Annotated in this window: 22 protein-coding genes; 10 read left to right on the top strand and 12 right to left on the bottom strand. The window is 74.3% G+C overall.

Annotated features, from left to right (window positions below):
- Positions 1-136: 136 nt before the first annotated feature.
- Positions 137-805 carry a GAP family protein gene (locus AB0P03_RS27155; protein WP_363582627.1) on the top strand — a complete coding sequence of 223 codons (669 nt, stop codon included), beginning with the start codon at positions 137-139 and terminating at the stop codon, positions 803-805.
- A 107-nt stretch (positions 806-912) separates the two neighbouring features.
- On the opposite strand, the gene AB0P03_RS27160 is transcribed toward AB0P03_RS27155, so the two are convergent.
- The 3 genes from AB0P03_RS27160 to AB0P03_RS27170 all read right to left on the bottom strand — a co-directional run bounded on the left by AB0P03_RS27160 (position 913) and on the right by AB0P03_RS27170 (position 2901).
- Positions 913-1602 carry a hypothetical protein gene (locus AB0P03_RS27160; RefSeq protein ID WP_363582625.1) on the bottom strand — a complete coding sequence of 230 codons (690 nt, stop codon included), beginning with the start codon at positions 1600-1602 and terminating at the stop codon, positions 913-915.
- Positions 1599-2171: a sigma-70 family RNA polymerase sigma factor gene (locus tag AB0P03_RS27165; RefSeq protein ID WP_350882705.1), complete on the bottom strand. Its 573-nt coding sequence runs from the start codon at positions 2169-2171 to the stop codon at positions 1599-1601. Before AB0P03_RS27165 ends, AB0P03_RS27160 begins: the two co-directional genes overlap by 4 nt.
- A gap of 256 nt (positions 2172-2427) precedes the next feature.
- Positions 2428-2901, bottom strand: coding sequence for a MarR family transcriptional regulator (locus AB0P03_RS27170; protein ID WP_363582623.1), 474 nt, complete (start codon positions 2899-2901; stop codon positions 2428-2430).
- Between the two features lie 117 nt (positions 2902-3018).
- Between AB0P03_RS27170 and AB0P03_RS27175 the strand changes: the two genes are divergently transcribed.
- Positions 3019-3429 (top strand): organic hydroperoxide resistance protein, encoded by a 411-nt coding sequence (locus AB0P03_RS27175; RefSeq protein ID WP_363582621.1) that lies wholly within the window; start codon positions 3019-3021, stop codon positions 3427-3429.
- A gap of 119 nt (positions 3430-3548) precedes the next feature.
- Here AB0P03_RS27175 and AB0P03_RS27180 read toward each other — a convergent pair whose 3' ends face one another.
- The gene (locus tag AB0P03_RS27180) at positions 3549-3890 is read right to left on the bottom strand and encodes an SHOCT domain-containing protein (RefSeq protein WP_363582619.1); all 342 of its coding nucleotides are present in this window, start codon (positions 3888-3890) and stop codon (positions 3549-3551) included.
- A gap of 156 nt (positions 3891-4046) precedes the next feature.
- On the opposite strand from AB0P03_RS27180, the gene AB0P03_RS27185 reads away from it, so the two are divergent.
- A complete protein-coding gene (locus AB0P03_RS27185; protein ID WP_363631361.1) occupies positions 4047-4418 on the top strand; it encodes a hypothetical protein in 372 nt (123 codons plus the stop codon).
- Positions 4419-4428: 10 nt separating this feature from the next.
- Here the strand turns inward: AB0P03_RS27185 and AB0P03_RS27190 are convergent, their stop codons facing one another.
- Positions 4429-5079 carry a beta-glucanase gene (locus tag AB0P03_RS27190; RefSeq protein ID WP_363582615.1) on the bottom strand — a complete coding sequence of 217 codons (651 nt, stop codon included), beginning with the start codon at positions 5077-5079 and terminating at the stop codon, positions 4429-4431.
- Positions 5080-5245: 166 nt separating this feature from the next.
- Positions 5246-5875, bottom strand: a complete 630-nt coding sequence (locus AB0P03_RS27195; RefSeq protein WP_363582613.1) for a CBS domain-containing protein — start codon at positions 5873-5875, stop codon at positions 5246-5248.
- 342 nt (positions 5876-6217) lie between these two features.
- On the opposite strand from AB0P03_RS27195, the gene AB0P03_RS27200 reads away from it, so the two are divergent.
- Entirely contained in the window at positions 6218-8068 is a 1851-nt protein-coding gene (locus AB0P03_RS27200) for a hypothetical protein (RefSeq protein ID WP_363582611.1), read from the top strand.
- Here the strand turns inward: AB0P03_RS27200 and AB0P03_RS27205 are convergent.
- On the bottom strand, positions 8052-9311 hold the full coding sequence (locus AB0P03_RS27205; protein ID WP_363631363.1) for an FAD-dependent monooxygenase: 1260 nt from the start codon (positions 9309-9311) through the stop codon (positions 8052-8054). The genes AB0P03_RS27200 and AB0P03_RS27205 overlap by 17 nt on opposite strands.
- 114 nt (positions 9312-9425) lie before the next feature.
- Here AB0P03_RS27205 and AB0P03_RS27210 point away from each other — a divergent pair, with 114 nt between their 5' ends.
- The 3 genes from AB0P03_RS27210 to AB0P03_RS27220 all read left to right on the top strand — a co-directional run bounded on the left by AB0P03_RS27210 (position 9426) and on the right by AB0P03_RS27220 (position 11472).
- The gene (locus AB0P03_RS27210; RefSeq protein WP_363631364.1) at positions 9426-10136 is read left to right on the top strand and encodes a TetR/AcrR family transcriptional regulator C-terminal domain-containing protein; all 711 of its coding nucleotides are present in this window, start codon (positions 9426-9428) and stop codon (positions 10134-10136) included.
- 74 nt (positions 10137-10210) lie between these two features.
- Entirely contained in the window at positions 10211-11011 is an 801-nt protein-coding gene (locus AB0P03_RS27215; RefSeq protein ID WP_363631366.1) for a HEAT repeat domain-containing protein, read from the top strand.
- 191 nt (positions 11012-11202) lie between these two features.
- The gene (locus tag AB0P03_RS27220; RefSeq protein WP_363582603.1) at positions 11203-11472 is read left to right on the top strand and encodes a GlsB/YeaQ/YmgE family stress response membrane protein; all 270 of its coding nucleotides are present in this window, start codon (positions 11203-11205) and stop codon (positions 11470-11472) included.
- An 83-nt stretch (positions 11473-11555) separates the two neighbouring features.
- Here AB0P03_RS27220 and AB0P03_RS27225 read toward each other — a convergent pair whose 3' ends face one another.
- Positions 11556-13457, bottom strand: a complete 1902-nt coding sequence (locus AB0P03_RS27225) for an amino acid transporter (protein WP_363582601.1) — start codon at positions 13455-13457, stop codon at positions 11556-11558.
- Between the two features lie 357 nt (positions 13458-13814).
- On the opposite strand from AB0P03_RS27225, the gene AB0P03_RS27230 reads away from it, so the two are divergent.
- The 3 genes from AB0P03_RS27230 to AB0P03_RS27240 all read left to right on the top strand — a co-directional run bounded on the left by AB0P03_RS27230 (position 13815) and on the right by AB0P03_RS27240 (position 17754).
- Positions 13815-15392 (top strand): N,N-dimethylformamidase beta subunit family domain-containing protein, encoded by a 1578-nt coding sequence (locus tag AB0P03_RS27230; protein WP_363631367.1) that lies wholly within the window; start codon positions 13815-13817, stop codon positions 15390-15392.
- Between the two features lie 270 nt (positions 15393-15662).
- The gene (locus AB0P03_RS27235) at positions 15663-16403 is read left to right on the top strand and encodes a polyprenol monophosphomannose synthase (protein WP_063350695.1); all 741 of its coding nucleotides are present in this window, start codon (positions 15663-15665) and stop codon (positions 16401-16403) included.
- Between the two features lie 115 nt (positions 16404-16518).
- A complete protein-coding gene (locus AB0P03_RS27240; RefSeq protein WP_363374742.1) occupies positions 16519-17754 on the top strand; it encodes an aromatic acid exporter family protein in 1236 nt (411 codons plus the stop codon).
- A 47-nt stretch (positions 17755-17801) separates the two neighbouring features.
- Here AB0P03_RS27240 and AB0P03_RS27245 read toward each other — a convergent pair whose 3' ends face one another.
- From AB0P03_RS27245 to AB0P03_RS27260, 4 genes are all read right to left on the bottom strand, one after another.
- Entirely contained in the window at positions 17802-18251 is a 450-nt protein-coding gene (locus tag AB0P03_RS27245) for an SRPBCC domain-containing protein (protein ID WP_363582597.1), read from the bottom strand.
- Between the two features lie 4 nt (positions 18252-18255).
- Positions 18256-18729, bottom strand: coding sequence for a VOC family protein (locus AB0P03_RS27250; protein ID WP_363582595.1), 474 nt, complete (start codon positions 18727-18729; stop codon positions 18256-18258).
- Between the two features lie 97 nt (positions 18730-18826).
- Entirely contained in the window at positions 18827-20806 is a 1980-nt protein-coding gene (locus AB0P03_RS27255) for a phosphocholine-specific phospholipase C (protein ID WP_363631368.1), read from the bottom strand.
- Positions 20807-20820: 14 nt separating this feature from the next.
- Entirely contained in the window at positions 20821-22254 is a 1434-nt protein-coding gene (locus tag AB0P03_RS27260) for an endonuclease/exonuclease/phosphatase family protein (RefSeq protein WP_363631370.1), read from the bottom strand.
- Positions 22255-22614: the final 360 nt, after the last annotated feature.

Here is a 22614-nt window from a genome sequence, read left to right on the forward strand (position 1 = left end):
GCAGACGTGTGCCCGGCGGGAGCAGGGCCCGGGCGACGGCTTCACCGGACGCCCCGGGCAGCGGCTCCACCGGAGGCGGGCCCGGACGGCGGCCCCGCCGGGCGAGCCCGGGCGACGGCGAGGAGGCGGGAGCGGGATGGGCGAGGCGGTCGGTTCGATGCTGGCGTCGGCGGTGGGCATCGCGATCAGCCCGCCGGCGCTGGTCGCGGTGGTCCTGATGCTGGCCGCACCGCGCGGGCGGACCATCGGGCTCGCCTTCGCGGCCGGCTGGGCGGCCGGCCTGGCGGCGGTGGTGGCGGTCGTGGTGGCGGCGGGCAGAGCACTGGGTTCGGGTGGCGGCCGGCCGGACTGGCCGTACTGGCTGGAGCTCGCGCTGGGCGTCCTGTTCGTCCTGATGACCTGGAAGCGGTGGCGCGACCGGCCCCGCGCGGGGCACGTCACCGCGCCGCCGAGGTGGATGCGGGAGGTGGGCCGCTTCAGCGCGGGCCGGTCGGCCGGTCTCGCGGTGGCCCTGGTCACGACCGGCCCGAAGAACCTGGCACTGGCCGTCGGCGGCGCGGCCTCGATCGCCGCCAGTACGGCCGGGATCGGCGGCACGGTGGTGGCCGCCGCGCTGATGGTGCTGATCGGCTCGCTGTGCACGCTGCTTCCGCTCGGGGTCCACCTGCTCCGCGGGGACCGCTCGGCGCGGACCCTCGGGGAGTGGAAGGCCTGGCTGGCCACCCACAGCACGGCGATCACGACCACCGTGCTGGCCGTGATCGGGGCCGAGTACGTCGGCGACGCCATCACCGGGCTCGCGTGAGCCCTCCCTCATCACCGGGCTCGCGTGAGCCGCCCCTCGGCGGCCGGCCCGCTGTCAGAGCCGCCGGGCCCCACACCACCACAGCCCTCCACCCACCAGCGCCCGGCTCACCGGATGCGCACCACCCCTCTCCCCCGCACCGACCGCAGGCCCAGCCGTCCGCCGTCCGCCCCCGGGCGCACCGCCAGCACGTCCCTGAGCGTCAGCAGGATCTCGCCGTCGTAGCGCTCGGCCAGCTCCCGCGCCAGCTGCGCGGCGCCGCCCGGCCCGGCGTCCGGGGCCAGGGCGGGCAGGTGGCCGGGGGCGCTGAGGTCCTCGGCCTGGGCGGCCCAGCGGGCCGCGTCCCGGGTCTCGCCCTCGGCCGCGTAGTGGACGGCCAGGCAGTGCACGGCCAGCCGGTCGCCGTACTGCGTCGCGATCCGCCACCAGAAGACGCCGTCCGCGGTGCGGCCCATCCCGTAGAGCAGGCAGCCGAGGGTGCGGAAGGCCGTCTTCTCGGCGAGTTCGAGGTCCAGCGCCAGTTCGCCCGGTTCCACCGCGCCCGCCACGGTGGCGCACAGGTGCCGCAGGTCGCGTCGGAGCTCCGTCCGGCCGCCGGCCCACGGGGGTTCGCCGAAGGCGTGCGGCGGCCGGGCGTTCGCGGGCGGGCGGGCCGGGCGTTCGCGGGCGGGCGGCGCGGGCCGGCGGGCGGCGGCGAGCCGCTCGGCCAGCCGACGGGTGAAGGCGGCCGGGTCGTGGTCGCGGAACTCGCGTTCCAGCAGGGCGGCGTCCGCCCGCAGCAGTTCGGTGACCTTCACGGCGCCTGCCCGTCGTCCGGCTGCTCCAGCAGGTACTCCAGGTGGCGCCGCCCGAGGCTGTAGTAGGTGCGGGCGGTGGTGTGCGCGATGCCGAGGCTGCGACCGATGTCCGGGTAGGACAGGCCCGCCTGCCGCAGCCGGACGACGTCGGCCTGGACCGGGGCGGCGCGCGCGAGTTCCTCCATCGCCCAGTCCAGCGCATCGAGTTCGGCGAGCTGGTCCAGTTCGTCCTGGCTGGTGTCGGGCCGGCGCTGCGCGATGACGCGCAGCCGTTTGCGTTCGGCGCGGCGGCGCTCGCGCAGGAGGTCCACCACCGCGTCCTTGACGACCTTGAAGGCGAAGGCCTGCGGGTCGGCGCTGGCCAGGGCGCGGCGCCAGTTCTTGTAGAGCGTGGCGCCCGCGTTCTGGACGGCGTCCTGCGCGTCCTCGCGATGTCGCAGGCGCTGCTGGGCGTACCGGAGGTAGCCCGGGTGCTCGCGGGTGAAGAAGGCCTCGAAGTCGGCCGGCAGCGCGCCGAGCGGGTCCGCCCGCAGGTCCCGCTTCTCGCCCGGCCCGGGGGTGTTCAGCACACGCGCCCCCCTTTCGTGGGTCAGCTGGCCGGCCCACCGGGTGGCACGCCGACGGCCCCTGGGGGCTCGTGGTGTAACCGTCCGGGCGGCCCGGGTTGTTGACCGGATCGGGCGGACAATTGGCGACCGTTTCCGTTCACTTTCGAACACCGGCGCTGACCTGCCGGTTCGGCCCCGACAGGAGCCCGGGACCCAGGCGCACGTGACCCACGTCACAGGCTGCGGGCCGTCCGACTTGACAGGGCGAATGCCGCGACTACGGCGCCGGCTCCACCACCGCCGAGTCGAGCGCGGCGGTCACCCGCTCCAGCAGTACGCGCAGCGCGGCCAGGTCCTCGACCGGCAGCCCGGTCGCGTCGAACAGCCGGCGCGGCACCTGTCCGGCCCGCTCGCGCAGGGCGGAGCCCTCGGCGGTGAGGCTGACGGTGACCGACCGCTCGTCCTCCGGGCTGCGCTCGCGCCGCACCAGTCCGGCCGCCTCCAGCCGCTTGAGCAGCGGGGAGAGCGTGCCGGAGTCGAGCCGCAGGCGCTCGCCGATCCGCTTGACGGGCAGGTCGCCGTCCTCCCAGAGCACGAGCAGGACGAGGTACTGGGGGTAGGTGAGCCCGAGGTCGCGCAGCAGCACCCGGTAGACGCCACCGAAGGCGCGGGAGGCCGCGTTCAGCGAGAAGCAGATCTGCTGGTCGAGGCGGAGCAGTTCCTCGTCCGCCATGCCGGGGAGCGTGGTCATGGCTCCATGGTACCGATCACCCTCACGCCATTTAGTTGTGCACAATTGAATTGCGTGCTCTACTTATCTCCAGAGGGCGGCCCGGGCGGCCGCCGGAACACACGAAGGGAACCGACCATGGACGCGCTCTACACCGCAGCCGCCACCGCCAACGGCCGGGAGGGCCGCGCCGTCAGCTCCGACGGGCAGCTGGACCTCGCGCTGGCGATGCCGCCCGCTCTCGGCGGCAGCGGCCAGGGCACCAACCCGGAGCAGCTGTTCGCGGCCGGCTACGCGGCCTGCTTCGCCAGCGCCCTCGGCCTGGTCGGCCGCCAGGCCCGGGTCGACACCAGCGAGGTCTCGGTCACCGCCGAGGTGTCCATCGGCAAGGACGGCGCCGGTTTCGGCCTGGCCGTCGTGCTGCGCGTCGAACTGCCCGAGGCGCTCGCGGACGGGACCGGCGAGCAGCTGGTCAAGCAGGCGCACGACGTCTGCCCGTACTCGCGCGCCACCCGCGGCAACATCCCGGTCGAGCTGGTCGTCGAATAGGCCCAGCAGGCCACGCACGCCGAGTAGGCCGAACGGGCTACGCAAACGCCGGCCAGGCCGCCACCACAGACGGGCCCGCCACACGTACCACCGTGTGGCGGGCCCGCCCGCGCCCCGGCTCAGCCGTCACCCGGCCCGTTCACCGAGCGCAGCGTGTCGAGCCTGTGCCGGTACTCCTCGGTGTCGATCTCGCCACGCGCGAACCGCTCCGCGAGCAGTTGCTCGGGCGTCGGCCCGGCCACCGCGCCGTGCGGCGCGCCCCACCCCGGCCCCGCCGCACCCGAAGCCGCCGCACCCGGACCCGCCGGGCCGTGCGGCAGCGGCCGGCGCGACCGCGACACATACCGGAACAGGGCGATGGCGGCGAGCACCAGGACCAGCAGGACCAGCAGAGTCAAGATCGCCATCACGCCGATGCCCCAGCCACCCAGGACGTGGCCGTGTCCGTGCCAGTACCTCATCGGGACCTCCTCCTCCGGCCCCGTAGCCGGGGCCCGCCGAGGTGACCAGCGCCTCACCACCATCGTGCGCCCGCACCGGACCGAAGCGCCCTGAAGAAAGCCTGAGAAAACGTTCCGGCGCTCAGCGCCCGGCCCACCGGGGTAGCGTTGCCGCCCATGAACCACCACCCGCCGGCCGACGACCGCTCGCCCGAGCAGCTCGTCGCGGCCGGGGTGCTGCGGCACCACGGGGACCACCGCCCCCACCCCGCGCTCGGCCACTCCCCGATCAGCTACGTCTCCACCGCGCTCTGGGCCGAACTCACCGTGCTCGCCATCGCACCGCCCGCGGCCGAAGCGACCGCCACCGCCCTGTTGCGCGCCATCGCCGCACGCGCCGTGGACGCGGCCCTGGCCCCCGGCAACGAACGCGCCCCGCGCGACGACCTGTACGTGGCCCACCCCGCGCACATCGGTGCGCACCGCCGGACGGTCTGGTTCCAGCGCTCCGGCCCGCGCGGCCCGGTCACCGCCACCTTCGCCCCGTGAGACGGGACGCTCAGCGCTCGACCTGAAGGCTGTGGCAGACCCAGCTGAGCCGGTCCGGCCCCTGCAGCGGCGGCCGGTCGTGGTACGTGCCGTCCGCGACCGACAGGTTGACGATCAGGTACGCCTGCCAGGCGGGACCGACCCCGTGCAGGTCCGCGTAGACCAGCTCGTCCCCGACGTACCAGTCCACCGAGTTCGCGCCGAGCACGACCCGCAGGTCGAAGGTCGCCCCGGGTGCGATCCCCGAGCCGGCGCCGTGCCAGTACCGGTACCCGCCCCGGACGTGGTTGGAGAACTCCAACAGGTCCGGATGGTCGGGGTGGTACTCGAAGAGGTCGACCTCGTTGCCGCCGCCCCGCCAGGTCCAGACGGCCGGCCAGGCACCCAGCCCGACGGGCAGCGTGATGCGTGCCGACAGTTGGTCGCCGGTGCGGGCCTGGAAGCCGTCCGGACTGCCCTCGGTGGTGAGCAGGTTGCACGTCCAGAGCCCGCCGACGAGCCGCCGGGTGGCGCTGAACACGCCGCCCGGGCAATAGCCGCGGCCGAGATAGTCGAGCTTGTGGTCGCTCCGGTTGGTCGGCCCCATCCGGGGGTAGGCACTGCTGCGCCCGGCGGTCCACTGTCTGGCCGAAGTGAAGTCCGCGTCGAACACGACCGCCACGGCCGCCTCCCCTGTGCTCCGGCGCCCCGGCAGTTCGACCCGCCAGGCACACAGGGTGAGTTACCCGATACGCTCCGCAGTATGCGGAGCGGAACGCCCGGGCCGGAGCAGCGCGCAGCGGTCGGATCGCAGGATCTCGGGATCGACGGATCGACGGATCGACGGATCAGCCCACCGGAGCGGCCGTCCCGCCCGCACCGAGCCGGTCGGTGACCGAGACCACGCCGTCGACCGAGCGGCACAGGTTGAGCACGATCGGGACCAGGTACGGCTCGGGCACCGTACCGCTGAGCACCACCCGGCCCTGATCGACCTCGACGCCGATCTCCGCCGGGCTCACCCCGTCGATCCGGCCGAGCACCTCCTCGACGATCTCCCGCCGGATCACCACGTCCTCGCGCAGGAAGACCCGCAGCAGGTCCCCGCGGCTGACCATGCCGGTCACCCGCCCGTCCTCGTCCAGCACCGGCAGCCGCTTCAGCCCGTGCCGGCTCATCAACCGGGCCGCCGCGACCACGCTGGTCCCGGGGGTCGTGCAGACCGGCTGCCCGGTCATCAGGTCGGCCGCGGTCACGGCACCGCCCGGGCCGGCCTGCGCCGCCTCGGGGGCTGGCAACAGAGCGCCCGGATCCTCCTGCGCGGCCAGCGTGCGCAGCAGGTCGGCCTCGGAGACGATCCCGAGCGGCCGCCCCTCCGCGTCCACCACCGGCACCCCGGTGATGTCGTACTCGGTCAGCAGCGCGACGATCTCCCGGAAGCCGGTCTCGGGCGCAACCCGGACCACGGGGCTGGTCATCACAGATTCGACGGTGGCATGCCGCACGCCGGTTCACCTCGTCCACGACACTCTTGCGGCCGGGCGCGGATCGTCCCGACCGGTACCGGCAGCATCGCGCCCGGTGGCACGGGCCGCCAGGGGCCAAGGGGCTGAACGGGTGGGACCTTGGGCCCGCCCGCCGAACGCGGATCCGACACCGTGCCGAACCACCGCCCGCCCGGCGCCTCGCCGAAACCACCGACCCTGCGATCCGGCGACCCGGTGACCCGGACGGCGCAACCATCACATGATCGACTCGTTGGACCGTCCACCACGACAGCACGAACGGCATCCGGGGAGGGCACGTTGGCAGGACGGACGATGGGCGCGGCATCGTCGGCGCAGGGCGCCGCGGCGCGCCCGGTGGCCCAGGCCGAAGCCGCGCTGGTGCGCCACTACCGCCGGCTGGCCCGGCTGGCGTACCTCGCGCTGCCCGCCGACCGGGACCGGCACAGCCGGGTGCTGGCCGCGCACGCGACCGTCCAGCGCGCCCTGCCCTCCCGCTGGACCCGCCCGGCCGGTCCGCCGGCGGCGGACGAGGACCCGGTGTACGCCGCACTGCGCCTGCGGGTGCTGCGCGCCGCGCTGCGGCCGCACCCCGCGCGGCGGCTGCCCGCTCCCCGGATCTGGGGACTGCGGCTGTTCACCCCGCACGGCGGCGAGGAGGACGCGGCGCTGGACCGCGCACTCGCGGCCCTCGACGCCCCCGCCCGGGCGGCCTTCGCCCTGCGCGCGGTGGAGGGGCTGACGCCGGAGCAGACGGCCGGGGCGCTGCGACGGGCCGGGGTCGAGCACCCCGAGGAGGCCGTCGCGGCGGCGGCCGGCGTGACCGCCGGGGCGGACCCGGAGCCCCCCGCCTTCGACCCGTGCGCGGTGCGGGTCCAGCCCACCGACCTGCTGCGCCGCCGCCGGACGTGGAGCGCCGCGCTGCTGGTCGGCCTGCTCGGACTCAGCACGACGGCGGCCGTGGTGGCCGACTCCGGGCCGGCCGCGCCCGTGGCCCGCCCCGCGCCCGCCCCGTCCGGCACCGCGGCCGACCCGGCCCGCCTGACCCGGGTCGAGCCGGACCGGTGGCAGCACACCGCGCGGGTCGACTTCACCGCCTGGCCCGCCCGCGGCGACCGCCGCGACGACGGCGCGCTGCTCGGCCGCGCCCTGGCCGCCTGGGAGCGGCCCGGCCCGCAGACCCGCGGCGAGCCGGGCGTGGACGCCACGCCGCCCGTCGCCCCGCCGGCCCTGCTGTTCGCCGGGACGGTCGACGGCACCGCCCTGGTGGTGCTGTTCGACGGCCGGCGGCTCGCCCGCTACGCCGACGGGCGCGACGGCGGCCTGGACCTCGCCCGGGCCGACGACTCGGACGTGACCACGGCGGGCGCGGTGGTGCTGCGTCGCCAGGGCACCGCCGTGCGCTATCTGCTGGCCCCCTGGGTGGACGCCGCCGAGACCCGCCGGATCGACCAACCCGACTCCCCCGCGCGGCCGTTGGACCACCCTGACGGGGTCACGGCGGCGGTCCCGGGCGGCGGGCTCGCGGACTGCCACGGCGCCACGGTTCTCCAGCTGCACTCCTCCCCCGCCATCGCCGAGAAGCACGCCTTCCTGCTGACCGACCTCGGCGGGCTCGTCCCCGCGCACCTCACCTACTCCCCGCCGCCGGACCGCGCCCAGCCGGCCCGCGAGCCGCGCGAGGCCACCGGCCAGGACGCGCTGCTGGCCTGGGCCCGCGCGGGCTGCGCCGTCCCGGACGGCACGCCGGGCGTCAAGCAGCTCAACCTGTGGGCCTTCGCGGTGCAGCCGCTGCCGCAGAACGCGGGCTCGGCGTCCTGGGTCTGCCTGCGCGCCGACCGCTGGACCGGTGAGGGCAGCGCCGCCACCGCCGTCCTGCTGCCGACCGCCCGCGGCCCGCAGCGCACCGGCGGCGGCCCGGGGCGGGCGTGCAGCCGGTTCGAGCAGGACGTCGTCGGCTGGGCCTGGTGGCGCTCCCCGCAGGGAGCGGAGTTCCTGCTCGCGGCGGGCAGCCGGCGGGTCACCCGGCTCGCCGTCAAGGGCCCGGACTGGTCCGCCGACCGGCCCGTCCCGGACCACACGCTGGCCGTCGAGCGCCCGGCCCGGGCGACCGTCCAGGTGGAGGCGGCCCTGGACGGCGGCACCCGGATCAGCCCGCCGCGCTGAACCGGCCGGCCGACTCGCGCGCGTACTCCGGCAGCTCGTTGCCCGGCAGCTCGCTCTTCAGCAGCTCACTCTTCGGCAGCTCGTAGTCCGGCAGCTCGACGCTGGAGACCTGCTTGCCGAGCTCCAGCATCCGGTTCAGCACCCAGCGCCGGTTCAGCAGCCCGTTGCGCACACGCAGGCCGGTGGCGGTGCGCGGCGCCAGGAACGGTCCGGTGCGGTCCCCGCCCTTCTGGCAGCCCTCGGCGTAGCCGCGCAGCAGCTGCTCGTACCGGGCGAAGGCGGTGCGGTGGTCGCCGCGGGCCCGGGCCAGTTCGCCGGCCAGGACGTACGCGGCCACCACGGCGGTGCCGGTGCCCATGCCGCCGATGGTGGCGCCGCAGGCCGCGTCGCCGAGCAGGGCGATCCGGCCGCTGGACCAGGTGGGGACGTCGGTGCGGCTGATCGAGTCGAAGTAGAGCTCGGGGGCGTGCCGCAGGCTCTCCAGCAGGCGCGGCACCTCCCAGCCGAGGCCCGCGAAGGCGTCCCGCACCAGGGCCTTCTGCTGCTCCGGGTCATGGCGGTCGTAGCGCAGTTCGGGCGAGGCGAAGAGGCAGAAGGCGCCCGCGCGGGCCGGGTCGCGGTGGTCGGCGCCGATCGAGGCGAGCCGGCCGGGGACGTTGAGGCCGACCGAACCGGGCGCCAGGCCGAGGTCGTCGGGGAACTGCCAGGTGGCCGCGTAGTAGCCGAGGTGGCGGACGTAGCGCTGCTCGGGGCCGAAGGCGAGCCGGCGGACGTTGGAGTGCAGCCCGTCGGCGCCGATCACCAGGTCGAACTCGCGCGGCGCGCCGTGCCGGAAGGCGGCCCGCACACCGCCCGGGGTCTCCTCCAGGGCGGTGATGGAGTCGCCGAAGACGTACTCGGCGCGGGCGCGGCTGTGCCGGTACAGCAGCTGGGCGAGTTCGCCGCGCGGGATCTCCAGCTCGCCGCCCGCGAACTCGGCGGGCAGGTGCAGGAGTCGACGGCCGTCTGCGCCGAGGAAGGTCATCGGGCTGCCGCCGGTGTCGAGCGCGCGCAGTTCGTCGAGGACGCCCATCCGCTCCAGCACCGTCAGGTGGGTGCGGCCGCGGAAGTCGACGTTCTGGCCGCCGCCGCGCAGCGCCGGGGCGAGTTCGACGACGGTGACCTCGAAGCCGTACCGGCCGAGCCAGTGGGCCAGGGCGGGGCCGGCGATGCTCGCGCCCGAGATCAGGACCTTGGTGCTCATGGGAACCACTCCGTCCGAGAGGGTCGAGAAACTGTGTCCGGTGGATACTGTTTGCTGCTGTGTACGGTAGACGCAGTTAGGTCGGACGAGCAACCCCCAGAACGGGAGCGGACTGTGAGCGAGGCGGCGAACGACATGGTGCGGCTGCTCTGGGGCCCCCCGGCCAAGCCCACCCGCGGGCCGAAACCGGCCCTCAGCCTGGAGCGGATCGCGGCGGCGGGCGTCGAGATCGCGGACGCCGAAGGCCTGGGCGCGGTCTCGATGCAGAAGGTCGCCGGACTGCTCGACTTCACCAAGATGTCGCTCTACCGCTACGTGCCCGGCAAGGCCGAACTCGTCGCCCTGATGGTCGAGGCCGCCGTCGGCGAGCCCCCGCAGGGCCGGCACGCCCACGAATGGCGGGCCCAACTCACCGCCTGGGCACACCACTTGACCGAGTCGTTCGGCCGCCACCCGTGGCTGCTCGATGCCACCGTCGGCCCCCGGGTGATGGGCCCGAAGGAACTCACCTGGCTGGAACGGGTGGTGACCGCCCTCGACGGCCACGGACTGACCGGCCCCGAGCGGATGGACGCCGCCGTCCTGCTCGCCGGACACGTCCGCAGCATCGCCCAGCAGTCCCGCGCCGCCGGGCCCGACGGCTCCCCCGAAGCCGAACTCCTCACCGCCCTCGGCACACTGGTGCACCAGCACGCCGACCGCTACCCCGCCCTGGCCGCCGCCATGACCGGGGAGGACGGGCGCGACCAGGCCCTGGACTTCGGCCTGGACCGCATCCTGGACGGCCTCGCCGCCCTGATCACCCGCCGAACGGGCACCGCCTGACGCCACCTGCCCCGCCGCGCCTCGCGAGGAAATCCGATGGGCCTGCGTTCGGTCAGCCGCTAGCATCCCGGACCATGGCGATGTTCGTGCACCTGACCACCGCGGCGAACGCGCCGCGGATCCGCCGTGCCGGGATCCGGGCCGACAGCCGGGGGCAGGGCGGGGTGCGCGGGCTGTACTGCTTCCCGGTACTGCCCTCGTACCCGCTGACCCACCAGTGGCTGCGCGAACTGGCCCGGTTCGGCACCGGGGGCTCGCTGGTCGCGGTGCACCTCCGGCTGGACGACGCACAGCAGGTGCTGACCGGGCACTACCGGGACCGCGCGAGGGGCGCCCAGCAGTGGGTGCCCGCCGCCGAGGCGGTGCGGCGGGTCGCCGAACTGGCGGACCCGCGCGGCTGGGAGGTGTTCGTGCCGCGCGCGGTGGGCGCCCGCGAGGTCCACCGGATCCGCGGCGTGCCGCAGGTCGCCGGCTGGCGCTACCAGCCGAACGCCCACGGCACCCGGCCTTGCCCCTGCATGGGCTGCCAGCCCGTCGGCGGGTACGGCAGCCGTCGGCTGCGCGAGCGCCACCAGCACCCGCTGGACGCCCCGCCGCCGCCCGTGCCCGTCCTGCTCGCCCGGATCGAGGCCGCCGGCGAGCCGGGCGACCCCGCCGAACTGCTCGCCGCCCTGCAGAGCTTCGGGCGCCGCCAGCGCGGCCCACTGGACCGCCTCGCCCGGTTGGCCGCCCACCCGGACCCGGCCGTGCGCGAGGAACTGGTGTGGGCCGTCGCCGGCTGGTCCACCCCGGGCGTCGCCGCCCTGCTCGACGGCCTCGCGAACGACCCGCACCCGGACGTCCGCGAGGCCGTCGAGGCGGCGCTGGAGCGCTGAGGGCCGGCCGTCAGGAGACGCGCTTCGCTGCCAGGAGTCGTCGGTGAAGCTCGGGACCGAGCAGGTGCGGCCGGAGCCGTAGAAGCTCCCGACGTGCCCGTTCGGCCGATCCGGGCGATCATGGGACGAACCGCGTCTCGGCGATTCGGCGCACCGGTGTCAGTCCGGCCGCGCCCGGAAGGTGGACTGCGATGTTCCAGCTCCTGTGGATTCTGCTCATCGGCTTCGTGCTGGGCGTACTGGCCAAGCTGATCCTGCGCGGGCCGCAGTCGATCCCCTGGTGGCTGACGATGCTGCTCGGCGCCGCCGGTGCCTGGCTCGGCAACGCCGTCTCCGGATGGATCGGCGTCCGCCACACCTCGGGCATCGACTGGATCCGGCACCTACTCCAACTCGGCTTCGCCGTCGCCCTGGTGGCCTTCGTCGCCCCGGCCTGGAGCAAGTCCCACCCGAGCCGCTGACCCGGACGACCCGGGCTGCCGCCGCCCCGGACCGCCGGTGGCAGGAGGCGGAGGCGGCCGACCCGTTCGGCGGGGAGGCGCCGTCAGCCGACGTGGACGGCCGGGCGGCGGCTGCGGTCCGGTTCGGCCTCGCGCAGGACTTCGCGGGTGACGGGGGCGATCTCGCCCTGGCCGAAGAGGAAGAACCTGAGGAACTGGGCGAAGGGATTGCCCTCGGTCCACTCGAAGTAGATGTGCGGCTGCTGCCCGGTGAGGTCCCGCACCCGCAGCAGCAGGGCGGCCAGCGCGTTCGGCACGCTGGAGCTCTGTAGCGTCAGCACCCGGTAGCGGTCGTGCAGCACCTCGCCGCGCACGGTCAGTTCGGCCTCGAAGTCGGACGGGTCGAGCACGGTGACCTCGACGAAGACCAGGTCGTCCTCGGTCGGGATGTCGTTGTCGGCGCGGATCTGGCGGATCTTGTCGCGGTACTCGGCGAGGTCCCGGCTGTTCGGCTCGTTGGCGATCAGCCGCAGCGGGCGGTACGTGTAGTCCCGGACGAAGCGTTCCGCGACGACATCGAGCACCACGTCGGTGACGCGCAGTTCGAAGGCCCGCTTGAGCCGGGAGAGGAAGGAGACCAGCATGATGCCGGCGATGAAGCAGCCGCCGATCTTGACGCCGTCCGGCCGCTCGGCGATGTTCACGGCCGTGGTGTAGAGGAAGACCCCGGCGATCGCGGCGAAGCCGACCGTCCTGCGGCGCTGCCCCGACTTGTGGGCGGCGATGGTGACGGCGATGGCGGCCGAGCTGATCAGCACCAGCACGCCGGTCGCGTACGCGCCGCCCTGGGCGTCCACGTTGGCGTCGAACAGCCAGGTGACCAGGAAGGCGATCAGGGTGAGGACGATCACGGTGGGCCGCACCGCGCGGGCCCAGTGCGGGGCCATGCCGTAGCGGGGCAGGTAGCGCGGCATCAGGTTGAGCAGTCCGGCCATCGCGGAGGCGCCGGCGAACCAGAGGATGGCGATCGTGGACAGGTCGTAGACGCTGCCGAAGGTGTTGCCGAGGTTCTGGTGGGCGAGGTAGGCGAGCGCCCGCCCGTTGGCCTGCCCGCCGGCCTTGAAGGCGTCCGCGGGGATCAGCAGGGTGGTGATGAGGCTGGTGGTGATCAGGAAGCAGCTCATGATCGCGGCCGCGGTGGTGAGCAGCTTGCGGGCGCCGCGGATCCTGCCGGTGGGCTTCTCCTCGGTGTCGTCCGGGTCGCCCTCGATGTGCGGCATCACGGCGACGCCGGTCTCGAAGCCGGACAGGCCGAGCGCCAGCTTCGGGAAGACGATCAGCGCGACGCCGATCATCGCGATCACGTTGCCGTGCTCCGCGGTGAGCGCGTCGGTCCAGTCGCCGACGACGTGCGGGGCCTTCAGCACGTGCCAGAGTCCGTTGGTCACCACCACGACGTTCAGCGCGAGGTAGACCGCGACCAGGACGACGGCGATGCCGATCGCCTCGCTGAAGCCCTTGAGGAAGACCCCGCCGAGCAGGGCCACCATGATGAGGGTGATCGTCACCTGCTTGCCGGTCAGCAGGCTGTGCAGATGCGGGTTCTCCACCAGGTGCGCGGTCGCGTCGGCGGCCGACAGGGTGATGGTGATCATGAAGTCGGTGGCCGCGAAGCCGAGCAGCGTGAGCACGAAGAGCTTGCCCTGCCAGAACGACAGCAGCCGCTCCAGCATGGCGATCGAGCCCTGGCCGTGCGGGCTCTCCTGGGCGACCCGCCGGTAGACGGGCAGGGCGCCGAGCAGCGTGACGATCACCAGCACGATGGTCGCCAGCGGCGAGAGCAGGCCGGCGGCGAGGGCGGCGATGCCGGGCTGGTAGCCGAGCGTGGAGAAGTAGTCCAGGCCGGTCAGGCACATCACCCGCCACCAGCGCTGGCCCTTGACGTGCGGCGCCTCGGCATGCGGGCCGGGGTGCTGCTTGGCCATGTCCGACAGGCCTTCCAGCATCCACGCCCGGAACCTCGCGCCGCGGGTCGCGGGTGCCACCCCCGGATCGGCCGAACCCGACGACACCACGTGCACCCCTGTCCACCAGTCGGCCGGCCGCGCTCGGCTCCGGCCCCCCAAAGGCCGCCGGACGGCGGGCCTGGTCAGGCTAGGGGACCGGACCGGTGCCGCCGGGGAGCAGCGCGTCCGGACACGCCAGGGGTGCCCCGGACGGCCCTCAGCGGTGGCGGACGGCGCCCCGTCGTGCCGGCCGTCCCGGCGCGGCGGGCCGCACGCACTGCCCGGAACGGGCGAGGATATCCGCGCGATCGACGGATGCGTGCAGGTTTGCCGAGAACGGACACCAGGGAGGCAGCGGTGGCGGAACCGAGTCGGCGGGGCATCCTGGGCCTGGGCCTGCTGGCGGCGGCCACCGCCTCCTGCGGCACCCACCGCCCGGACCCCGCCCCGCACTCCTCGTCCGACGGTCCCGCCCCGCGCCCCTCCCCCGACGACGCCGCCCCGACCGCCGCCGCCCAGCACGTGGGCGTCCCGCCGGAGCAGTCCCTACCCGGCGCGCCCGACTGGGAGATCACCGACCCCGGCCCCGCCGACGCCATCGAGGGCTTCGCCGACCGGGTCAGCGTGCTGCCCGGTGAGCAGTTCGGCCTGCACGTCTCCACCCCGGCCGCCGCCTTCACCGTCTCCGCCTACCGCACCGGCTGGTACGACGGCGCCCGCGCCCGCCTGGTCTGGCGCCGCGAGCACGTCCCGGGCGGCCGGCAGCCCGCCCCGCGCGTGGACCCCGCGACCAGGACTGTGCTGACCGGCTGGCAGCGCACCCTCGCCGTGGACACCACCGGCTGGCCCGAGGGCGCCTACCTGCTGCGCCTGGACGCCGAGGACGGCTCCGGCCAGCGCTACGTCCCGCTCACCGTCCGCTCCGCCGCCACCGCCGGGCGGACGGTCGTGATGAGCGCCCCCGCCACCTGGCAGGCGTACAACGAGTGGGGCGGGTACAGCCTCTACAACGGCCCCACCGGCGGTCTGGCCACCCGCTCGCTGCGGGTGGTCTTCGACCGGCCCTACGACTACGACCACGGCGCCGGGCTGTTCCTGGTGTACGAGGCGCCGCTGGTCGCGCTCGCCGAGCGGCTCGGGCTGCCGCTCGCCTACACCACCGGGATCGACGTGGCCCGGGAACCCGGGTTGCTGCACGGCGCGAGTGCCGTCCTCTCCCTCGGCCACGACGAGTACTGGTCCCCCGAGCAGCGCGCCCAGGTGGTCGCGGCCCGGGACGTCGGCACCAACCTGGCGGTCCTGGGGGCCAATTGCTGCTTCCGCCGGGTCCGCTTCGAGCCCTCGGAGCTGGGCCCGGACCGGACGGTGGTCTGCTACAAGGACGCGTGGGCGCAGGACCCGGGCCACCAGGCCGGCGCCCCGGCGACCACCGACTTCCGGGCCGGCCCGGGCGCCGACCCGGAGAGCTCGATGCTCGGCGTGATCTACGACGGCTACCCGGTGGACGCCCCGTACGTGGTCGGCTCTCCGGAGCACTGGGCGTTCGAGGGCACCGGCGTCGCCGCCGGGGCGTCGTTCCCGCACCTGGTCGGCGTCGAGTACGACCGGGTGGACACCGCCTTCCCCACCCCGCGTCCGATCGAGGTGATCGCGCACTCCCCCGTGGTCTGCGAGGGCCGCCGCTCGCATTCCGACACCGCGTACTACACCGTGCCGGGCGGCGCCGGGGTGTTCGCCTCCGGGACGATGCGCTGGGTGGAGGCCCTGGACGCGCACGGGCCCGGGGGCGGCAGCGCCGACCACGGGATCGACGCCCGGACCGGGGACCTGGTCCGCCGGGTCACCGAGAACGTCCTGCGCACCTTCGCCGCCGGCCCGGCCGGCCTGACCCACCCGGCCCGGGACAACCTCGCGACCGTCTACGGCGGGGCGTAGCCCGTCGGGGGCTGCGAGGGACCGTCTGCGAGGGGCCGTCGCAGAAATTTCCCGGAACGACGGATCGGGGCGGTGCCGCGGCACCCCGGGCACGCATCGCGGTCGAACGGATTTCCGGGCCGTGGCCGGCCGTGCCCAGCCCGTCACCCGGGGCGAGGAATCGTCCGCCGCACCGATACACTCACACGGTCTCATCCACAGCAGGTCGTCAAGGACAACCGTCCGGCGTGGCACGGGTGCCGGCCGGAAAGGGCACGAGGGAAACAGAACATGGTCGAGGCCTCCCCGAAGGTCGTTGTCGTCGTCCCCACGTACAACGAGCGGGAGAACCTTCCGGTCCTCGCGGGTCTTCTCGCGGACCTCCCGGTACCGGGCCTGCACCTGCTGGTGGTCGACGACAACTCGCCGGACGGCACCGGCGAGATCGCGGACAAGCTCGCCGCGGAGTCCGGCGGCACCGTCGGCGTGCTGCACCGCACCGAGAAGGACGGCCTCGGCCGCGCCTACCTGGCCGGCATGGCCCGGGCCCTGGACGAGGACGCCGACGTCGTGGTCCAGATGGACGCCGACCTCTCGCACCCGGCCTCGGCGATACCCGCGATGGTCCAGGCCCTGCTGGCCGACGACACCGCCGTGGTGCTCGGCTCCCGCTACGTGCCCGGCGGTTCGACCGCCGCGGAGTGGCCCTGGCACCGCAAGGCCCTCTCCGCCTGGGCCAACCTCTACGTCAACACCATCCTCGGCCTGGGCGTCCGGGACGCCACCGCCGGTTTCAAGGCCTGGCGGGCGAGCACCCTGCGGGCGATCGACCTGCCGACCGTGCAGAGCAGCGGGTACTCGTTCCAGGTCGAGATGAACTACCGGGTCGTCCAGCGCGGCCTGACGATCCGCGAGGTGCCGATCCGCTTCGAGGAGCGGATCGAGGGCGCGTCGAAGATGAGCATCGGGGTGCAGGTCGAGTCGGCGCTGGCGCCCTGGAAGCTGCGGCTGAACCGCCAGGACCCGCGGTAGGCCGTAGCCCGCCGGGCCGTGACCCTCACCCGGGTCAGAGCCAGGGCCCGGGCATACGGGTGCCGGTCGGACGGCTCGGCGGTGTGAAGGGCGACCACGGGGAAAGAAGGGCGACATGGCCCTTCTCCCGGAGTCCCTCACGGCCCTGATCCGCCGCGGTGCCCGAGAACCCTTCGTCGTCCAGACCGTGCGGGCCACCGTGGCCGCCACCCTCGCCTTCGCGGTGGCCACCCGGCTCAGCAGCGAGCCGGCCCCGCTGACGGCCCCGCTGACCGCGCTGCTGGTGGTGCAGGTCACCGTCTACTCGACGCTCAAGACCAGCATCCGCCGGGTCAACTCGGTGGTGGTCGGCGTACTGATCGCGACCGGCTTCAGCGCCGTGGTGGGGCTCTCCTGGTGGAGCCTCGGGCTGATCATCCTGGCCTCGCTGGTCGTCGGCCGGTTCGTCCGGGTCGAGGAGTTCGTCCAGGAGGTCGCGATCAGCGCCATGCTGATCCTCGGCGTCAGCGGGCTCGCCTCGCAGGCCTGGGACCGGGTGCTGGAGACACTGATCGGCGCCGCCGTCGGCCTGCTGTTCAACCTGCTGTTCGCCCCGCCGGTCTGGGTGGACACCGCCGGGGAATCGATCGAGGACCTCGCCCGGCGGGCCCGCCAGCTGCTGCTGGACATCGCCGAGCAGTTGGGCCGTCCGACCCCGGTCGCCCGGGCCGCCGAGCAGCTGCACGAGGCCCGCCGGCTCGACCACGCCATCGCCGACGTGGACGTGGCACTGCGCCAGGCGGAGGACAGCCTGCGGCTCAATCCGCGGATCAACGACGGGCTGCTGTCCCGGCTGGTGCTGCGCACCGGGCTGGACACCCTGGAGATCTGCGTGGTGGTGATCCGGGTGCTGGCGCGCTCGCTGACCGACCTGGCCAAGCGGCGCGCGCCCGGCGAGCGGCTGTTCCCGCCGGACGTCGCGGTGGGCCTGGAGGAACTGCTGGCGCACGTCGGCGGGGCCATGGTCAGCTTCGCGGTGCTGGTCACCACCCAGGTGAGCCGCAGTGCCGAGGAGGCGGAGCGGCGGCTGACCGCCGAGCTGGCCGCGGCCTGGACCTGCCGGGAGAACGTCGCCCAGGTACTGCTGCAGAAGGTGCGGGAGCACCCCGAGGCGTGGCAGTTGCACGGTTCGATACTGGCCGAGGTGGACCGGATCCTGGACGAACTGGACCTGGAGCACCGCAGCCGGCGGCTGATGGAGGAGCTGGACCGGGCCTCGGTGGCGAGCCGGGAGCGGTTCTCGCGGTTCGCCGGGCTGCGCCGGTTCGTCCGGGGCGAGCGGGCGCGCCCGGCGGTGCGGGCCGGGCGCTGAGCCCGCGTCGGACTCCGGGGGGGCGGGGGCTTGGGGGGCTTGGGGGCTCAGGGCATCGACCAGGGTTCCTGCGGGAGCGGGTGGCCGGTCTCCAGGTAGGTCTTCAGGTTGGACAGCACCGCCGACCAGCCCCGCTCGACGTCCGCCCGCTCGGCCTCGTCGGCCAGCTGGTCGTGGGTGACGGTGAGCCGGGTGAGGTCGTGCCAGCCCCGGAGTTCGAAGGTGACCTTGGAGGGACCGCCCGGGCGCCGCTCCCCGGGCGCCGCCCAGGTGGTGACCAGCCGGTGCGGGCGGTCGGCGGCCTCGACGACGCCGATCGCGTCGGCCGTCCCGGAGCCGTCGGCGCGCTGGTGCTCCCAGGGCGCGCCGGGCAGCCAGGTGGAGACGTTGCGGTGGCCCCAGTAGAGGCCGGACTCGTCGGCGTTGGTGAGGGCGTGCCAGACCCGCTCGGGGGTGGCGCGCAGGTAGAGGGTGCTGCGGAGGGCGGGCGCGGCCATCGCGTCAGCCCCTGGCCGCGTCGAGCAGCGGCTGGACCTCGATCTTCTGCATCCGCATCATCGTCGCCATCACCCGGCCGGCCTTGGCCCGGTCCTCGTCGGCGATCAGGTCGAGCAGGACGCGCGGGGTGATCTGCCAGGAGAGGCCGAAGCGGTCCTTGAGCCAGCCGCACGGGCCCGCCTGGCCGCCGTCGGCGGTGAGCTTGGCCCAGAGCTCGTCGACCTCCTGCTGGCCGTCGCACTCCACCTGCAGCGACATGGCCTCGGTGAAGTGGAACTCGGGGCCGCCGTTGAGGGCCGCGTACTCCCGCCCGGCGAGTTCGAAGGCGACGGTCATGACCGAGCCTGCTCCGCCGGGGCCGGTCTCGGGGTAGCGGGTGACCTGCGTGATGCGGGAGTTGGGGAAGAGCGAGGTGTAGAAGGTGGCGGCCGCTTCGGCCTGGTCGTCGAACCAGAGGAAGGTGGTGATCTTCTGCATGCGCCCGACGGTAGCCCCGGGCCCCGCCCGGACGGCCGAGCCACGGCCGGGGGTCACCGGTTCGGCGCCCCCGGCCCGCGGCCCGCCCGCCACCGGGTCAGTGCACCCAGCCCGCGTAGCGCTGTACGAAGCGCAGGCCGGTGTGGGCGGTGACGACGACGTCGTAGCGGCCCTGCTTGTCCAGCGGCCAGGACAGGTTCGCCTGCTGCCCGGGCTTGACCCGGACGGTCTGCGCGGTGCCGGCGAAGTCGTTGGGCGCGGCGGTGAAGGAGACGTCGGTCATGCCGTCGTTGGCCACCTGCAAGGTGAGCCGCACGCTGCCGTGCAGGTCGGCGGTGACGATCGGTACGCCGATGTCGTTCTGGCCGTCCTGCCCGTCCCGGACCACGGTGCCGGCGAAGCGGCGGACGAAGCCGTCCGGGCCGTGGACGGTGAAGTCGTAGCGGCCGTTGGTGGCGGCGGCGTCCCAGACGTACCGGGCGGTGGCGCCGGGGGCGACGGTGTACGGGGTGCCCGCGAAGGGCAGCGCGATGTTCGGGTAGACGGTGTACGGGAAGGCCACCGAACCGTCGTTGCTCATCGTGCAGGTGACCTTGCCGGTCTTGCGGTCCACCTCCACGTCGGCCCACGGCTGGTAGGGCAGCGGGCGGTGCGGGCGCTCGCCGCGCTCCTGGACGGGCATCGCCTGGGCTCCGACCGCCGGGAGGGCGACGCCGGGCAGCTTGGTGCCCGCGTCGGCCCTGGCCATCAGGGCCGTGGTGTCGGGCAGCGACGGGACGGACGGGTTCGGCGCGGCGAAGTCGAAGCAGCTGGTGAGGTCACCGCAGACGGACCGGCGCCAGGCCGAGATGTTCGGCTCGGCGACGCCCGTGACCAGCTCCATGAAGCGCAGCACGGAAGTGTGGTCGAAGACCTGGGAGTTGACCCAACCGCCGCGCGACCAGGGCGAGACGACCCACAGCGGGACGCGGTTGCCGAGGCCGATGGCGCGGCCCTGGGTGAACTCCTCGGGGGTGCCGGGCTCGGGGGTGGGCGGGACCATGTGGTCGAAGTAGCCGTCGTTCTCGTCGTACATGACCAGGAAGACGGTGTGCTGCCACACGGCCGGGTTGGACATCAGCGACTGGAGGGCCTGGTCGACCCAGTGCGCCCCGTACGCCGGGCCGGCCTCCGGGTGCTCGGAGAAGAGGTAGGGGGCGACCAGCCAGGAGATGGTCGGCAGGGTGCCGTCCTTGCAGTGGCGGTCGAAGGCGGCCGGGTCGAACTTGGTCATCGCGTTGATGTAACGCGGGTCGGTGGGAGGGAAGTTGTGGAACTGCTTGAAGTAGGAGAGGGCGTTGTCGTCGTAGTCGCCGGTGCGGTCGTCCTTGCTGGGGTTGTGGTAGACCCGCCAGCTGACGCCGGCCTGTTCCAGGCGCTCGGCGTAGGTGGTCCAGTCGGCGACGGGGTTGTCGGTGACCGGGGTGTTGTCGATCCAGGGCCCGGTGGTGCCGTCGCAGCCGGGACCGGAGGTGCCCGTCCAGAGGTAGAGCCGGTTGGGGTCGGTCGGGCCGGCGAGGGAGGTGAAGTAGGCGTCGCAGAGGGTGAACGCGTCGGCCAGGGCGTACTGGTAGGGGATGTCGTCCCGGGTGAAGTAGCCCATGGTGCGCTCGCCCTTGGCGGCGATCCACTTGTTCATCGCGCCGTTGTTGATCGCCTGGTGGCCGGTCGCCCAGTCGTGGGGCAGGCCGCCGGCGTTCTGCGCGTTGTACTTCGAGGTGTCCATCCGGTACGGCAGCATGGCGCCGCCGTCGCTGCGACGGCTGTCCGGCTGGCGGAACACGTCGGCGCCGTCCGGGAATTGGAGCGCCTGCTTGTCGCCGAAGCCGCGGACGCCGCTGAGCGTGCCGAAGTAGTGGTCGAAGCTGCGGTTCTCCTGCATCAGCACGACGACGTGCTTGACGTCCTTGATGGTGCCCGTCAGCCGGCCGGAGGCGGCGGGGGCTGCCTCGGCGGGGGCGGCGCCCAATCCGGTCAGGGCGGTGGCGCCGACGGCCGCGGTGGCGCCGACGAAGGTGCGGCGGGAGAGCTCGGACATCACGAACTGGCCTCTCAGAGCTGGAAAGTGGCGACGGCGGCGGCGGTGTCGGAGGGCCACTCGTTGGCGGCGGTGTTCGGCTCGGGCTGCGGCCAGTCGGCGACCAGGGTGTGCGCCTCGACCAGCTTCAGCGAGCCGGCGTACTGGACGTAGTCGATGCGGTCCTGCGGCTCGGGCTTGGCGCCGCGCTGCTTGCGGGTGGGCGACCAGGTCGCGCCCGGGAACCTGACCGGGTCGCGGTGCTCCTCGCGGAAGGTGTCGGTCAGCCCCGCGCCCTGAAGGGCCACACTGACGGGCCAGTTGAGCACCCCGACGCCGCCGTGCGCGGCGGCGGTGGCGGCCGTCCAGTCCAGGTGGGACGGCGAGGAGAGGGCGCCGGCGAGCACCACCGGGGTGCGCCGGGCGATGTCCGCGCGCACCGCGGCGGCCAGGGCCTTGGCCTGCTTCAGGCGGAGCGAGGCGGTCTCGGCGGCCTCCGCCTGGGCGGCCGTCCGACCGTCCTGGAGCGCGTACGGGCCGTAGCCGGCCTCGTCGAGGTGCGCGGTCCAGAAGCGGACGGCCCGGCCGCCGGGGAGCTGCACGGTGGCCCCGGCGGCGGGCAGGTCGGCGGTCGGCGGGGTGACGTCGGCGAGCGGGTAGCGGCTCAGGATGCCGACGCTGCCGGGGCTCTGGTAGGCGTACCAGCCGAGCGCGTCGGCCAGGGTCTTCGCCCGCTCACCGGCGGTCTCCTGGAGGGCGAGGACGTCCAGGCCCTGGGTGAGGACGACCCGCAGCTGCTTCTCCAGGGCGTCGGTGTACCCGGCGCCGGCGTCGTGCAGGTTCCAGCTGGCGGCCTTGAGGCGCGGCGGCGCGGCGGGGTCGACCACGGGGATGAGGACGGTGACGGTGTCGACGGCACCCGCGCTGTCCTTGACGCCGACGACGGCCAGCTCGGGGCTCTTGCCCGCCGCGGGCGCGGTGCCGGTGAGCGTGCCGTCGGCGGTGACGTTCAGCCAGGACGGCCCGCTGACCTTGCGGAAGACGGCGGTCCCCGCCGGGTTGCCGACCGGGCGGGACCAAAGGCCGCCGAGCTTGACGGAGACCGCCGCGCCGGGGGCGACGGGCGCGGTGGTGAGGGCGTCCACGGCGCTGTGCGGGCGGACGACGGCCGGCTTGGCGCGGAAGCTGAACGGGGCCGTCCGGGCGAGGACGCCGTAGCCGTCCTTGGCGAGCAGGTAGGCGGTGTAGGGGCCGCCGGTCAGCGCGGAGGTGTCGAGCTGGAGGTCACCGGAGGTGCCCGGGACGTACTTCCAGAGGAGGGAGCCGCCGTTGCCGGGCTGGCGGTCGCCGTCGTACACGCCGACCCAGTTCTTGGCGTCGGGGGCGTCGGTCGTCCAGTGGAAGGTGAGCCGGTCGCCTTCGGTGGGGTTGGCGGAGGAGGTGAGGGTCAGGGCGCTGCCTGCGGCCACGGTTGTCCTGTCCGCCGCCCGGGGCCCGGTCCGCCGGGGGTCGGCGCCGGGTCCGCGCGCGGCTGGTCACGGAGGCTGGGGAAGGGAGGGCCCGGCAGTTGGCTGTACAACTGTGGGCGGCCCTCATTCATCCGAAAGTCAGCGACCGGGACGTGAACGGCGTGTGACGGCCCATCGGGCGGTTCGGGAACTCCATGGCGGGCGGCGGGAATTCTCGGCGGAGACGCCGGGGGGCCGGGGGCCGGGGGCCGGAAGAGCCGGGAGGGCCGCGACGGGATCCGTCGCGGCCCTCCGGCGCTGCTGCGCCTCTCGGCTTCTGCGCCTCTCGGCTTCTGCGCTTCTCGGCTTCTTGACTTCTTG

This window comes from Kitasatospora sp. NPDC088779, from assembly GCF_040685395.1.
In the GTDB taxonomy this organism is placed as follows: domain Bacteria; phylum Actinomycetota; class Actinomycetes; order Streptomycetales; family Streptomycetaceae; genus Kitasatospora.

Bases quoted from the DNA above. Each gene is read 5' to 3' on its own strand.
- AB0P03_RS27155 (WP_363582627.1), top strand. From the start codon at position 137: ATGGGCGAGGCGGTCGGTTCGATGCTGGCGTCGGCGGTGGGCATCGCG.
- AB0P03_RS27170 (WP_363582623.1), bottom strand. From the start codon at position 2,901: ATGACCACGCTCCCCGGCATGGCGGACGAGGAACTGCTCCGCCTCGAC.
- AB0P03_RS27175 (WP_363582621.1), top strand. From the start codon at position 3,019: ATGGACGCGCTCTACACCGCAGCCGCCACCGCCAACGGCCGGGAGGGC.
- AB0P03_RS27180 (WP_363582619.1), bottom strand. From the start codon at position 3,890: ATGAGGTACTGGCACGGACACGGCCACGTCCTGGGTGGCTGGGGCATC.
- AB0P03_RS27185 (WP_363631361.1), top strand. From the start codon at position 4,047: ATGAACCACCACCCGCCGGCCGACGACCGCTCGCCCGAGCAGCTCGTC.
- AB0P03_RS27195 (WP_363582613.1), bottom strand. From the start codon at position 5,875: ATGACCAGCCCCGTGGTCCGGGTTGCGCCCGAGACCGGCTTCCGGGAG.
- AB0P03_RS27200 (WP_363582611.1), top strand. From the start codon at position 6,218: ATGGGCGCGGCATCGTCGGCGCAGGGCGCCGCGGCGCGCCCGGTGGCC.
- AB0P03_RS27205 (WP_363631363.1), bottom strand. From the start codon at position 9,311: ATGAGCACCAAGGTCCTGATCTCGGGCGCGAGCATCGCCGGCCCCGCC.
- AB0P03_RS27215 (WP_363631366.1), top strand. From the start codon at position 10,211: ATGGCGATGTTCGTGCACCTGACCACCGCGGCGAACGCGCCGCGGATC.
- AB0P03_RS27220 (WP_363582603.1), top strand. From the start codon at position 11,203: ATGTTCCAGCTCCTGTGGATTCTGCTCATCGGCTTCGTGCTGGGCGTA.
- AB0P03_RS27225 (WP_363582601.1), bottom strand. From the start codon at position 13,457: ATGCTGGAAGGCCTGTCGGACATGGCCAAGCAGCACCCCGGCCCGCAT.
- AB0P03_RS27235 (WP_063350695.1), top strand. From the start codon at position 15,663: ATGGTCGAGGCCTCCCCGAAGGTCGTTGTCGTCGTCCCCACGTACAAC.
- AB0P03_RS27240 (WP_363374742.1), top strand. From the start codon at position 16,519: ATGGCCCTTCTCCCGGAGTCCCTCACGGCCCTGATCCGCCGCGGTGCC.
- AB0P03_RS27245 (WP_363582597.1), bottom strand. From the start codon at position 18,251: ATGGCCGCGCCCGCCCTCCGCAGCACCCTCTACCTGCGCGCCACCCCC.
- AB0P03_RS27250 (WP_363582595.1), bottom strand. From the start codon at position 18,729: ATGCAGAAGATCACCACCTTCCTCTGGTTCGACGACCAGGCCGAAGCG.
- AB0P03_RS27255 (WP_363631368.1), bottom strand. From the start codon at position 20,806: ATGTCCGAGCTCTCCCGCCGCACCTTCGTCGGCGCCACCGCGGCCGTC.